We start from the raw sequence: 14,994 nt of genomic DNA, 5'->3' as shown, positions 1-14,994 counted from the left end.
CTATTATTCCAAAATCGAAAGCCTTCTTCCACAAAAAGGCTTTCGATTTTGTTGTTTTTCTACTACTATTCGAAGTCCAGTTCAAACGATTCCGTTTCGGGAACCGACTGTTAACATCTTTATTCCCATAAAAAAGCCCGACAGATTTATCCTAAAAATCTGCCGGGCCCTCGCTGATTGATTAAACAATATTCAACTGGAAAGTTTTACCAGTTGATCAAGCGGTCGTCATCATCTGCTTTATCCCAAGATTCCTGCGGGTTGTTGCTGGTTGCACTTCCCGGAGCAGCTGAGCCTGCAGCGATCCCCTGTTCCAATTCAACATTTAGCGCCTCGATCTTTGGGCTAACATATATATTTTTTGACTGATTTGTTTTCATAATTATTTTTATTATATACTATTTCTGAGTCTATGAAATTTGACTATAATTATAGTGTACAAGCAATTTTCTTTCTACCGCTTCCAGATCCCACCATTTTGGTCGCTCCCTGAACAACTTGGGTAATTTTAACGTTATTAGCAGTAGAGCTCCATGGTACAAGGTTAAATTGTCCTTGCGTCAGCACCAATGGATATAACGCTCCTCCAGCACTTTTGCTGCCATACATTTGCACTTCTCCCGAACGGCTAATGACCACACGAATAATTGGATTTGTTGCGGTACCTGTCATATTATAGATCTGAGGTATAGTGGCTCCTCCTTCAGCATTGGCACCATTATATTCACTTCCGTCCGCGAAACGAACATTCTTAGGCGCAATTGCAATGCCCGATTCAAACTGAATCTCTTGTGTCGCCAATTTTGTTCCATTGATTTCCATATTGAAGGAGTTGTCCAATTGAAGGATATCAAAGACAAATCCATAATCTGCTCCCGGAGCAGTAAGATCTTTGGTCACGACATATCCTGCCGGCTGAGTCACCCCATCGACGACAGCTCCGCTTCCTGACGCTGGATAAGTCCAGTTGATGTCAGCTCCACCTGTTACCGGTTCTGTACAAGTCTTGAAATTTAAGTTAAGATTATAACGTTGACCCGGCAGTATCTTCAGACCGGCCACGCCGACATTTGATCTTGTTTCTCCATCAATGGTAATGGATCCAAAGCTAAATACGCCATTAGTTTCTCCCGGATGGATCAACAAGGTCGGATTGCTTGACACCGTACGTAAACCTGCACCCAACGCCGGGAATTGTACCGCAGTACTCGTTGTATTGCCATTATAGGTTATTGCACCATCTGCTAATTTTAAACTTGCATTCGAATATGTAGGGTTGATTGTCGGCGAAACCAAACCTGTTATTGCACCGGTCATTTCGGTCGCCATGGTCAAGTTAGTGGTTACTTCACTATACTGATGTTTCAGTATCACGTCAAGATTATTATCACCTGAATGAACGGTTAAATCCTGCTTGAAATACATTAGATCTGCACTGATGTTGTCCAGACTTGCGCTAGCTAGATCAGCCTGAGCCGTCACTGCCGGCACTGTTGCTGTACTATTGACTGAATAAGCAACAAAAGTATAGGTCTTTTCCGCATCTAACGTGATTTCAGTGCTATTGTCGACTGAATTGGTATACGTCTTTTCGGTTACATAATCCCCGTCGGCATTATATACAACGACTTTATATTTGACATTGGCTGCCAAGGGCGTTCTTTCTTCGATTACCGCAGCACGAGTACCGGACGAGGCCCGCAACTGGTTGCCACTTGTCACGGACGACTCGCTGGTCAATGTTGCCTCAAAAGAACTTGACGTTGTCAATGGGATTACCGTTGTCTGGATCGCTCCCCCAGCAGTATTTCCCTTACCTGCTTTCTTAGTTGTTACGATCGGGTTTTCTACGCCAAGTAACTGAATATTGACGCTAGCTTTGCCACTTGCTGCCACACTGTCTTTGCTTTCCTTACAGGAATACATCGATCCACATACTAAAGCTGATAGAACAAATGTCCTCAAACTTCGTCCTGTCTGTGTTTGTAAAACCATTTTCTTTTTTAGTTTTTGATGATTAATAAACATTTTAATTAATTAGCGACAAATATCAAAACAATTTCTCGAAAAGAAACAACGGCGACATATCACAAACATATCACATATTCATGCATCCAAAATAAATAAAAGACACTATTCAGAAATATATTATCTTAAAATAACATCACACCCTACACAAGATAATTCGCAGCGTTTGGACTCGCTTTTTTTTAAGCAGTTCTTTTTTATAATAAGGTTAAAAAAAAATAAACAACACACTACAAACCTAATGACCTACAAAAATATGTGATAAACATGTGATAGATATGTGATATTAAAATCAAGACATTCCTTAAACTTTAGCATTATTTTTGATCTAAAATAGTGCAATATATTAAGTTATGAGAAGTAACAAAAACAGCTAATTATTTAAATTAAACAGAAATTAAAAATACAATGTTAATTTTAAGCGCCAAGAACAGTACAAGCGGTAGAAATCTGAACTAACAAAAGGCATTTATTTAGGAGGATACAGCGGCTTTAATCCAGTGTTGCGTAAGGTGTCCTATTTAATAGATGTGAGTCATAAACCAAATAATAAAAATACACATGAAAAAGAAAACTGAAAAAAAGATCTACGTGACACCCGTAATCGAGCAGTTAGAAGTACTGATGGAGGAAGGTGTGGCTGCAGGTTCGGCCGGGTCGGCCCAACCCGGAGGAGGCTCCGGCGTTAACGAAACAGACTGGAATAACGGCGGATCAGAAACCCAGGATCCGAGCAGCGGTGAATGGTGGAACTAACGACAATCAAACTTTTATTATGAAGACTAAAACATTATGAAGAAAACAATATTTCAACTAGCAAAAACAAAAATATCCTTGATCATTCTCTTAGCAGTTGCCGTTTCCTGTAGCAAGGAGAAAGGTGAAAATACCATTGAAGTGAATAAAGGGATAAAACTGGCTTTGACAGAAGCCCAATTCGGCGGAGATAATATATCTGTGGCGAAAGCGTCCGCAAAGGCAGGCACAACTGAACCTTTTAAGATAACGAAAGAAATTCAGTCGGGACCGTTTAGCATTACCGCAGAACTGACCGAAAATACCCCAGGTAACAGCGGGCTTAAAGCATCCTCCGGTAAAAAGGCCGCAACAAAATTGCTGTCTTTGAGAGGCCCCGTAACCTATCGGGTAGTAGCCTATGAAACAGACGGTACCTACATCGACCAGGCCGTTGGCGATGCTGCGGATTCAACGCAGGTATTCTTCGGGGATAAATTGATCGCGGGTAATAAATATACCTTTGTGATCTATTCATTGGGCTCTACGACCACTGCCCCCCCTGCTGCCCCGACAACAAATCTGTATACGGCTGGTCAGGTTAACTTCGCGTTTACAAGCTATGCTGAAGATGGTGGGGATTTCATGTATGCCATCGAAAAAGATGTCACCATACTCGGCAACAATACCCCGACGCCATTGACGACACCTTTGCAGCATATGTTTACCCGTGTGACCCTGCTTGTTGACAATAGTGATGCTACCGGTATATTCGGTACTGCAAACTATGTAAAAGGTGGTTACCTTTCGGAGGTTCCGGTTCAGGCGGAATGGGTTTCATCTTTCGCTAACCCAACTGTCGACCTGAGTACCGGTGAAACAGTATCCGCCACGAATGCTACAAACGTGCCCCCTATTTCAAATCTTGATGCAACAGCGCGGACTTTTATCGTCAACCAGAGTCAGTCGACCAATTTTTCAATTGCATTAACCATACCAAGCGGCCAGATCAAAATCGGTCATGATGTCAATGCGCAGGCGGTAAGCTTTAATTTTTCAAATGCGGGTCTGGGGTTAAAACCCGGCTTTTCCTACACCATGAAATTACGTTTCAACAGCGACCGATTTGTCAACGCATCGAATGTTACCCGTAGCACTTCTGATGCTGATGCACGCTACGCTGTCATTGGAGGCCATCGTTGGGATCGCTATAACCTCGGTGTGGCGAATGTAAACCCTGCAACCAATAATCCTGATGCCGTTCCTTCCGTACAGGCACTATATGGTAATTACTATCAATGGGGCCGTCAGGCAGCAGTAGCAAATGCTTATAGTGGCGATGGCGCTATTGCTGGATGGAATAATACACCCGCTCCTGATGGTTCCTGGAATAGTGGTACAGCAGCAGCACCTGTAAAAGCTCCATTGGATCCATGTGGTACGGGCGACCGCTTACCTAGCCCAGCTGAATATACACGTTTAGGAAATTATACCCGCCACACCTCGATCGGCAACTGGACGACTTTCACTGGCAATACAACGGTTGGACTGTCAGACTTTACAGCGGCACATATCATGACCAGCAGAAAGAGCAGTGATATTAAGTTAAGCTTCCCTGCGGCCGGTCATAGAAACCCAACAACCGGCGCCCAACTTATCAGACAAAGTTCTGCAATCTATTGGTTAAATATGGAAGTTGGTGGCAATAACAGTGCACGACAAGGACGGGGTTTTCAAAGTTCTTGGGATACGTCGACTTATCTTAAGTATGCGGGTTATCCAGTACGTTGTATCCAGGATAAATAAGAAACTTAAAAATTTTCATAAGTAGTCATTATATAATCCCTATTTGACTAGAAATTCCTGTTGAAAAAGAGGAATCAAAGCCCGGCTGGTTTATCCAAGCCGGGCTTTTCAATTTAAGATATCTATAAGATCTTCCCCGCCCCGGTGGACTTCGGATTACATGATGGCTTTTTCTTTATATCGAAAAATGAACCCCTGCTTTTCCTTCGTCATCATGATATCTATCGGACAAATTAAGGGGACGGACACTGCTCAACTATGCGCAAAAAAGCCCTATCCCCACATGGTAAATAAGATTCCTTAAGACGCAGATCAAAATTTCTTTATTACAGGAGAAGCTTAAACATGGGCAGATAGGATCACATGTTCATATACAAGCAAAGCCGCAGCCAGATCTTCTATCGCTAAACCCGCCGACTTAAATAAAGTGATTTCCTTCAAAGATGATCTTCCCTTAATCTCGCCACAGCAAAGTTCTTTAATATCCCCTTTGATACTGTTTGGATCAAGAACTCCGGATGCAATCGGAATCGCCAACTCCCCCGTCTCATGTATTGCCCCGGCTCGAGAATCCACAAATATGCTACTCTTCAAGATAGCCATGTCGTCTACTTCGCGTGTTTTAGGCGTATGGGATCCGATCAGATCCAGATGTGTACCAGCCTTTATCCACTCTCCCTTTACCAGCGGTTTATGGCTTAGCGTAGCACAAGAAATCACATCTGCCCTACCCGCAGCTTCTTCCAGATTATCGGCATATGTAACGTTACTAAATCCCGCCTGTTGTAAGCTGGATACCAGTTCTACACCTTTCGCTGCATTTCTTGTCCAGATCAAAATTTGTGTATACTGACGGACAACGGAATGTGCTTGCGCAAGATGCTGGGCAACCTTCCCGCCGCCAACAATTAATAAGGTTTTTGCATCTTCCCGAGCCAAATAAGAAGCCGCTAAAGCAGAAGTACAGGCTGTCCTCCGCGAGGTCAGCCCTGCAGCGTCCATCTGCGCTAAAAATTCTCCGGTAACTGCATCCAACAAGGTATACAGGGCATGTATTGCCGGTAGGTTTTTGTTATGATTCCCGGGAGCGACAACAACCTGTTTGATTCCGATATAGGTATCTGTCCAGGAAGGCATTAAAATAAGCGTATTTTCAATTCCCTCAGTATTTTGATAAAAATGATGATGCCGGACAGGCATCGTAAAGGTCGATTGAAAAACCTGGCGCAGCGCTTCAATCAAATTATCATATTTAAGGACAGTATCAATCGTTTCTTTATCAATGATTTTCATATTTTCAACAGTATAAGGTAAAATCATAAACATAGTGAATAATTAGCCCTTCGCATCCTTATAAACTAACCATTGATCACCGTTTTTTAGCCAAAGCGTCGCAAATGCTTCATAGACAATGCGACGCTGCTATACCTTTTTTGGTCGTGATCAGGATCGCACCACGGGAAGCTCTTGCCCCATAGATTGCAGAAGCATCTTAACAAGTTGATGAAGTTGTTATTATTGATTAAGGCAATCGAGTAAAAGCCATAAAACTAGTATTGCCATATTCTGATATCTTCAAATAAACCATATCCATCCTGATTATTGGTCGCTATCTGGTACAAGCCTACACGCAGTTTCTGTCCCGCCCAATCTGTACGCAGAAACGGTGTATTGGGCAGATCAATCCAGGAAATACCATCCTGTGAACTTCGCAGGAAGAAATAATCACCTATCTTTTGTACTTGGAGATAAGGAAAAAACTGTAATCCCGTTCCATTATTTCCTTCTTGATGTGTTTGATGGCCTATGCTACGCGCTAGATTACCCAAATTCCAGCCCGTTAGTACTGTATTATTGATATAAGAATTGGATTGTTCACCCGCCTGTATCATGATACCAGCTTCACTGGACATACGGTTTTTTGCGGCAAGTCCAGCGACATCTTTTACATAAACTTGAATGGTGAAGTCACCTTCCAATTTTTTATACACAAATGGAGGTAACAACGCCTTATCGCCCCATTTTGTGTGTTTGGAGCCCAGTGTCCATTGTCCACCAACCCCGTTTATGCGAACCTGTGTACTATCTGGATATGCCCCAGCTTGATAAGCATCCCAATAGGAGATTTCTTTTTGTCCCAAACTAAATATCTGGTTAACAGACGGAGCGATCAACGGCGGTTTTGACTTCGGAATATCGACTACCAATGCTTTACTCACATTTCCGAACTCATCTTTTGCAAAAACTGAGATAGTCTTGCCCAGATGTGCTTGATCGAATAAATGATAAGGCTCTTGAATCCAACCTGAATGGTAATGTTCCGTAGAAAATAAATAGACTAAGCCTGATCGATCGCCAACGATCTGTACAAATACATTGCTATCATTTATCCAAGACGGCTTGCCCGCTGTAACCGGGACATAATCTTTCAGATCCGTTGCACTTTTAGCTTTCCAGATCTGATAATTTTCGTGAACCTGATCTAAAGAAAACTTTTCAGGGTAAGCGCTAAAAAAATGAACAGCATGTTTCAGTTCAACTTCATTATTTTTTATCTGCAACAGTTTATTCATCTGCTTCACCGGTGTATGTTTACCATTGTTATAAAATGCAGTTTTCCCCTGATCATGTACTGCCAAACCATGATTCCAAGCCTGGCCATCAAACCAATCAAAAACTAAGGTATGGGACGGTTGAGTAATAATACACGACAATACCGAATCTTTCAATTCATCCATTTTTATGGCGGTCCGATTGCCCTGTAGTAGCACTTCTCCCTGTTTAATCATGATATCATGGTGACTACTGAACCCCTGATTTCGAATCTTGTTGATTTTACCGATAGCAAGATCATCCGTCTGTATGACGAAAGACCTATTTTCGGGCGGATAAAAAGCATTCTTTTCCTTTAATAGCGTAGCGGATAAATCCACATTGGCAACCTTAAAATCTGCCAGATAACCCGAAAAATGTTGATCCAGCAAATCCGAAGCTCCAACCACAAAATAATCGGCTGGATTAACAAACAACATTCTATTTTCCTCCTGTTGCAACTGCCCGTCGACGTAAATACGTTCCATGTAACCGTCAAATGAGATGATGATATGGTGCCATTGATCCGCTACCGGCAACCTCTTAAACCCCATATCTGGCCAGGCACCATGAATGACAGCACCCCGCTGAGCATCTGCTCCGTAACCGAATATCGCTTTGCTGATATCTTGATTCCCTTTAGACCAAGCCACGACGTTTTCAAATCGTTCTATTCGTGGATTGTTGATCCGCATCGATACCGTGTAGGGACTATTACCTGCTAACGATTGCGGGACTGCAAATGTCGAACGAAGTGATGTGGAACCATTCAAGAAAAAAGCTTTCTTCCCTTGGTAGTTCTTGACATAGACCGGTTTTTCACTCTTAAAACTTCCTTTCAATATCCCCTTGTTGTGGATTGTTGTCATACGTTCACCTTCCTTATAGTCCAGCGCATCCAAATGGACTAAAGAACCAAAAGTCGTATCAATCGGAATCATATTTTGCGGCGCAGACCATATTGTTTCTTGCTTCAGGGCTTTATCATAAACCTTAATATTCCATACTCCTCGAGGTAGACCTGCTAATTGTGTATTCAATACCTGTACACGTACATATCTCGCCTCGGCCTTGCCATGCGACAATACGGGACTAGCCCAACGGTTATTCTGCGACTGATCCTCATAAGTCACCCAATTTTTAGCATCCGTGGAAGTTTCGATCCGATATTGGTAAGCATAGGTCGGATATTCAAATTGAATGGCCACAGTCTGTATTGCCGTTATTTTTTCCAGGTCAATCATGAGCCAAGCGGGTTGATGATTGTCTTTTGCTCTCCATAAAGTTCCGTTATTGTCATCAACCAAAAAAGAGGGCCTAAAATCATCATTGTAAAAAGAAGAAGTCGTTACAGGCTTTCCAAAAGCCCGATCCTCGGGATCAGTTTTTGATTTGATGAGATCAGTAATTCCCTGATGTGTCGGAGCAATTTTTTGGATATCGCCCTCCGGCGTAAAAAATAGTTCATCTACCGCAATCTGCCTGTGAAAACCACCACCTGAATGCGGATTGTTATGCCGATGATACACGATGTAGTAGCGCCCCCCTTCTTCCAGCACACTGTGGTGCCCCGGACCATGTATTGTACCGTCATCATTTGTCACCAATATCGGATTAGCAGTAGGATATTCAAAGGGTCCCATCGGTCCGACCTTACTTTTTACATATTGTACGCGGTAGGTGTGGTCTTCGCAATGCCCAGATGAATACATCATATAATATATGCCCCTGCGTTCAAACATATATGGTGCTTCAAAAAATTCCTTTGCCACCGTATTGGGAATCAACTCTATTTTTTCAAAACTCTTCATGTCCTGACGCATTAAACCCACAGCGCATCCGTGGTCCGGATAAATACCCCAGGTACCCCAATACATATAAATTCGTCCATCGCGATCAGTAAACGTCTGGCCATCCAAGGTAATCACTCCCGGAATTATATAATTGGGTATAATAGATTTATTATGATCTGCCAGAGATTGCCAAGGACCGGTAGGTGTATCCGATACCGCACCGAATATTTCAACGGGCTGACTATAATATAAATAGTACCTACCATCATAGCCTTTTGTCATATCTGGAGCCCAGTACCAATGGGTATTCGGCCAGTTCATCGGCTGTATCGTCCAATTTTTAAAATCTGTGGAGGTCCATACCTGCGATGGACCAGCTCCCCAGCCATTCCCATCCGTCGTCGCATAGATATAATACGTATCGCCTATTTTTTTGATTGTAGGATCAGCGAAATACCCCGGTAACAAAGGGTTTAAAGCATGAGCTACTTGATGCTTTTTCAACGACTGAGCAGATCCAGTTCCCATTACAAGGGCGAAAAAGGCAAAAAAGAATATTTTTTTCATCTTCTATATTTATGATAAAGGGGTACTTCGTCAAGCAAAGTACCCCTCGAAATTTTTAGCATACAGTGCACTTATTTTAAGGTAACATCCAGATAAACCGAGTGTCGTCCATAGGTATCATAAAATGGTTTAAAATCCACTCCATCAATCTTAAACGCTAAACCTTGCGGATCACCTGTTATAGATTTGCTGATATCCTTTGCATCCAGCGTCACTTTACGCCAGTCTTTTCTCGCCTCGGGTTCCTGAGCCGCCAATAAGATCGGTCCATAAAATAAACTGGCGATGTTCTGTTGATCCATGACTGGATCTAAATGAAACTGGAAAGGCATTTTTAGCTTGATACGATCACCGTTTTTCCAATTGCGGCTCAGTTTCAAATAAGTCCCCGGCTGTGCCCGTACATTTTGATCTTTCCCGTTGACAGTCACGTAAAACCCTTTGGTTGCCCAGCCGGGCACACGAACATGAAGATCAAATTTGCCATTTCCTTTAATGGTCAGCTCCGTCTCGTCTTGCTTTGGAAAGCTCGTCTTCTGCTCCACAGTTACCTTCCGTTCGGTCCAATCCAACGTGGAAGGAATAAATAGATTGACATATAAAGCCTGATCATCTCTGCTTTTAAAATAAATACTATTTTGCAATTTGGTGCTGCTCTCGATTGCAGTACCGTTACAACAGGTAAAGCCAGTCATATCGGGATTCCCAAATTGCTTTATTGCTCCCGGTCGCAGTGGCACATGGTACGTATTAGCAGGTGTATTTTCAGCCACAGAAGCTAAAATATGGTTATACAATCCGCGTTCGTAGTAATCCATATATTCGGTGCGTTGATCAAAAAGAAACAAGTTGCTTGTTAATTTCAGCATATTGTAAGTTGCACAGGTTTCATTCTGTCCTCCTTCAGAAAAACCATTTTCATATAAGGTCGCCGGTTCTGCTGTAAAAACTTCCGCATTGGCCGGATTACGCGCACCCGCGACCCCGCCTATACTGTACATGTAATCATTTACAGCTTTGTACCAAAAGTTGTCGGCCACCCGGTAGTATTCCGGCAGATTGGAAACCTGATATAGCTCGATACTTCCCACAATCTGTGGAATATGCTGATTGGCATGCAATCCACGAAAAGTATCGACATTCTTGGCTAATCCATGTGCATGATTCGCATTGCCAAAGAACATATCAATGTTATCAAACAATTGTGCGGTTTTCAAATAATGTTCCTTATGGGTGATGCGGTAGAGATGAGCCAATGTCTCATTCATTCCTCCAAATTCACCGGCAATGTATGTATTCCACACCTGTATCAGCGTTTCTTTCGACAGCTGACTAAGCCGCGCATGCACCCAGTCTGCCATACCCGTGGCCACCTGAAGCGCCTTTTCATTGCCGCTCACTTCATAGATATCAATTAAGCCTGCCAAAATTTTATGTAAAGTATAATAGGGCGCCCAAACCTGTGTTTTCTGTCCCCCATATTTCGCCCCTTTTTCCAACATAATAAATTGATCCGGTGGATAGGCGCTAATATAGCCCCCCCCCCAATTCCAATAATCCGTGCGGATTCCTTCGCGGCTCAGATCCGAGTCATAGGCTGATTTACCGGGACCATAAGGTATGGCGGTCGGGTCAGCTGTAGCCACAGCACCTGCCTGCTGCGGTTTGCCCGACAATTGGGCCAGGTCATACAGCGTATTGACCATGTAGTTCATTTTTTCGGCAAAATTAGCTTGCAATGTTTTATCATATCCGGTACTCGCATAAGCCTGTGCGATCGCAGTCAGATAATGCCCCGTCGCATGGCCTCTGAGTTTGGTATCCTGGCTATCCCATACCCCCAGCGGTTTAGCGCCCTGCGGTTGTGGCTGTCCAAATGCATCGCGAAACATATAGAGAAAAGAATTGGGGTCAGTAGCCGCCAAAGTCTTGATAAATTTATTCCGATTTTCAATAAATTTTGTTTGTTGATTTTGTGCATCCGCTTGTAAGGAGACCTGATTCAGTCCAAAAGTTGCCAACTTCAACTGTGGTGCCGCAGCGGTCTTACTTGGTTTAACGGTCACGATTGCTTTAGGCTGTAAATCCGTTCCCGGAACCCGTCCTGTAATGGTATAACGTCCAGCTTCCAAGACGGTACTGTTATCATTTGGCGAAGGCCACAATACCCGTACTTTGGGACCGACCACTCCCTCTTTATATGTACCCACTACATAGCTTGGTAAGCGTGGCAAATCGCCTAATGCCGTTTCCACCTGCACATCTGGCACTGCAAGCAAGTAAGCATTATAGAGTTGCGCCCGGGTCAATGGAAATTCAGGCAGGTTGTCTTCCACTTTGGTCACATTTACGGCGCGATTACTTACCCCACGTTGTGAATTGGTATAAATCGCAGTAAGCTGATTTTTACTCAACGGAACACGGTAGATCCGAAAATCATGCAACATACCATCCAATGTCGGCGATTCTGTCAAAAGTGATTTTCCGATATACAATTTATTCTTATCTCCCGATGATCCAAACACTTCCGTCAATTCACGCGGTATCTGCTTCGATTCACCAACAGGTACAGCATCGACATAAGTTGTCATCGTTTTGGCCGGAATGTCCACCACGATCGTCAGGTAAACCCACCTGTTCAATGCCAATGCTGGCGCGACAGCTCCTTTTTGATTATCTCCCCCTGTCGTCATTACACTCTGGAAACCATCTTGGACATTCGTTCCGGAAGGAGCCGCAAAGAAATGCTTATGCGCATCCTTTCCAAAGTCAAAAACAACCTGGCCTTCTTTTTCCGAACGCAAATAAATCCAACCCGAGATACTCAATGACTCCATATCGGTCAGCGCATCGGCAGGGATCTGGACAAAATCATTTTTTTCACCCGACAACGACAGTACTTTTCCAAAGCGCTTATCGTTGATAAATGTAGCATTTTGGCCAGCAGTAGCATGCAAATTGTTGCGGGACCAATCTTTCAGATCGCCATTAAAGACATATCGCGCGATCATGCCCGTTTCGCCGATTCCATCCAATATCTGATCACCACTTTGTGCCTGTCCCGGGCTGATCCCTTTCGTTAGGATTGTGGCAATGAAGATAAAACGTAAAAAAACTCTATAACTTTTCATCTCTATCACTTTATGAGCTCGAAAGCTCGATTTTTGTTCGTTAATAAGCCGTCCAAGCCGGAGGTTCCACACCGAGTAAGTGTTTGACAAAATAATCGCGGCGTTTCTTTTCTCCAAAATCACCACCAGAAGCATGTCCCATCCCCGGGACCATAATGAAGTCGTGATCCTTACCATGCTTGATCAACTGATTGACAAACTGATAAGTCGATGCCGGATCTACATTATCATCCAGCTCCCCTACGATCAAGAGCAACTTTCCTTCTAATCTATACGCATTTTCGATGTTAGAACACGCTGCATATTCAGGCCCGATCGGCCAGCCCATCCATTGTTCATTCCACCATATTTTGTCCATACGATTATCATGGCAGCCACAGGATGAAACCCCTACCTTATAAAATTCAGGATGAAACAAGAGCGCTCCGGCAGAAGACTGTCCTCCGGCAGAAGTACCATAGATACCGACTTTTTCAATATCCATAGACGGATATTTAAGCGCGGCAGCCTTCATCCATGCAATACGGTCAGGAAAACCTGCATCTTTCAGATTTTTCCAGGCAACATCCTGAAATGCTTTTGAGCGATTGGATGTTCCCATTCCATCGATCTGCACAACGATAAAACCCAGCTCTGCAAGCTCAGCGAGCCCTGCCGGATTAGCAGAAAATGATTTGGGGACAAAAGCACTATGTGGACCAGCATAGATATACTCGATCACAGGATATTTTTTGTTTGGATCAAAATTTCGTGGCCGCACTATAATGCCCCAGATATCAGTTTTACCATCTCTGGCCAAGGACTTAAACACCTCAGGTTTACGCCATCCTGTAGCCTCCAGATCTGAAATATCCGCCTGTTCCAGATTCATGACGATCTGTCCGTCGGCTACCCGACGTAATACGGTCTGTGGAACCTGGTCAACCCGGGAATATAGATCGACAAATAAAGAATGATCTGCATTAAATGTTGCCTGATGATTGGCTGCTTCCGGAGTAAGCTCTTTCAGACCTTTGCCATCAAAACCAATTGCATAATAACGGATAAGATATGGATCCTCGTCCTTATGCATGCCACTCGCCTCAAAAATAATCTTTTTGTTATCTTCATCGACAGTGACAACTTTGCGCACCACCCAATTTCCTTTTGTAATCTGCTGTTTCAATGCGCCCGTTTTTGCATCAAATAGATACAGATGATTCCATCCGTCACGTTCCGACGCCCAAATGATATCCGCTGTTTTTTTGAGATCGTTCCGGTATTTCTTTCCGCTATAATCAATAAATGTTGCGCTACGTTCTGAAATAATTGCTCTGGTTTTTCCGTCCACAGCACTCAATTCCATCACATCGTACCGTTGATGACCACGTTGGTTATATTCAAATGTAATTCCACTGTTATCCGCTTTCCATACAAGTGCAGAAAGTGAAAATTGATTGGCTACCTGAGCAGGATCTACAGTTATCACGCGTCCCCCGATGATATCAATAATGGTCGGATAGTATTGTGACAGCGCATCTCCGGGTTTATTATAGTCTCTTGTTTGTAATTTTGGCTGCAATTGATCGGTCGGCGAAGACTCCAATAAAGTCAACTGTCTGATTTCAGCCTTCCTCACTTTTGAAGCAGCCAATTTTTTTGAATCATTGGACCATTGGATACGGGCGTTATAATACTCCCCGGGACTTCCGTCAAAGGTCAGCTGGCGCTCACTTTTTGAATCCCCTTTTTTACTGATATATACATTGCTATTTTTAATATAAGCCGTATAGACCTTATCGGGCGAATCTATCGGTTCACCTTTGCTATCGTCCCAGCGTGCTCCCCAATATCCACTGGATCGACGGTCAGTGCCAGTTGTAGGGATATCATGCAATCTGCTCAGCTTATTTTCCTCCCCATTCCACTTCCACACCACGTCATCTTCCTTAAACTCAACCTCGTTTGCCGACAGCACTTTCAGATCCCTTCCCCACAAAACACCTAATTTTACTTCTTTACCCAGCTGGGCAGACAACTGTTTTTCAATCATAGCAACATCGGTAGCTATTTTTTTTCTGTTGAGCGCATCCACCAGATATAAGCTCCTTTTGCTGTCTTTCTGATTCACCCAATAACAAAAACTATCTCCTTTTTCAGACCAGATAATCTGCTGTGGTACCTGATACACCTTGCCAAATGCACTTTTGATCTCTTTGGCACGTTTATAGTCCGCCAATGTCCCCTGTGCCATTGTAGTAAGCTGAAATATCGTCAATAAAACAGCTGTAAATGTTAACTTCATATCTGTTATTCTTTAAATCCTTGTGTTGATCTGCCTCCCTTTGCGTCCAGGCAGGATT

General features: G+C 43.3%; 8 protein-coding genes. 2 read left to right on the top strand and 6 right to left on the bottom strand.

The features are described from left to right. Nucleotides 1-206: 206 nt before the first annotated feature. Together ABTV71_RS08415 and ABTV71_RS08410 are read right to left on the bottom strand one after the other, a co-directional pair. Nucleotides 207-380, bottom strand: coding sequence for a hypothetical protein (locus ABTV71_RS08415; protein WP_433902892.1), 174 nt, complete (start codon nt 378-380; stop codon nt 207-209). A 49-nt stretch (nt 381-429) separates the two neighbouring features. Further along, nucleotides 430-1,995, bottom strand: coding sequence for a hypothetical protein (locus ABTV71_RS08410; RefSeq protein WP_433902891.1), 1,566 nt, complete (start codon nt 1,993-1,995; stop codon nt 430-432). A 624-nt stretch (nt 1,996-2,619) separates the two neighbouring features. Between ABTV71_RS08410 and ABTV71_RS08405 the strand changes: the two genes are divergently transcribed. Both ABTV71_RS08405 and ABTV71_RS08400 read left to right on the top strand, forming a co-directional pair. Further along, nucleotides 2,620-2,784 (top strand): hypothetical protein, encoded by a 165-nt coding sequence (locus ABTV71_RS08405; protein WP_433902890.1) that lies wholly within the window; start codon nt 2,620-2,622, stop codon nt 2,782-2,784. Nucleotides 2,785-2,820: 36 nt separating this feature from the next. After that, complete coding sequence (locus ABTV71_RS08400) at nt 2,821-4,569, top strand: hypothetical protein (RefSeq protein WP_433902889.1); 1,749 nt, start codon at nt 2,821-2,823, stop codon at nt 4,567-4,569. A 339-nt stretch (nt 4,570-4,908) separates the two neighbouring features. Here the strand turns inward: ABTV71_RS08400 and ABTV71_RS08395 are convergent, their stop codons facing one another. From ABTV71_RS08395 to ABTV71_RS08380, 4 genes are all read right to left on the bottom strand, one after another. Continuing rightward, nucleotides 4,909-5,862 carry an ornithine cyclodeaminase family protein gene (locus ABTV71_RS08395; protein WP_433902888.1) on the bottom strand — a complete coding sequence of 318 codons (954 nt, stop codon included), beginning with the start codon at nt 5,860-5,862 and terminating at the stop codon, nt 4,909-4,911. A gap of 257 nt (nt 5,863-6,119) precedes the next feature. Then, nucleotides 6,120-9,521 carry a family 43 glycosylhydrolase gene (locus tag ABTV71_RS08390; protein ID WP_433902887.1) on the bottom strand — a complete coding sequence of 1,134 codons (3,402 nt, stop codon included), beginning with the start codon at nt 9,519-9,521 and terminating at the stop codon, nt 6,120-6,122. Nucleotides 9,522-9,592: 71 nt separating this feature from the next. Continuing rightward, the gene (locus ABTV71_RS08385) at nt 9,593-12,652 is read right to left on the bottom strand and encodes a beta-L-arabinofuranosidase domain-containing protein (protein ID WP_433902886.1); all 3,060 of its coding nucleotides are present in this window, start codon (nt 12,650-12,652) and stop codon (nt 9,593-9,595) included. A gap of 40 nt (nt 12,653-12,692) precedes the next feature. Next, entirely contained in the window at nt 12,693-14,936 is a 2,244-nt protein-coding gene (locus tag ABTV71_RS08380; protein ID WP_433902885.1) for a prolyl oligopeptidase family serine peptidase, read from the bottom strand. Between the last annotated feature and the right edge of the window lie 58 nt (nt 14,937-14,994).

It is taken from the genome of Sphingobacterium puteale (assembly GCF_050986225.1).
Classification (GTDB): domain Bacteria; phylum Bacteroidota; class Bacteroidia; order Sphingobacteriales; family Sphingobacteriaceae; genus Sphingobacterium; species Sphingobacterium puteale.
The sequence above is the reverse complement of the archived record's forward strand: the minus strand, read 5'-3'. Positions and strand labels throughout refer to the sequence as shown.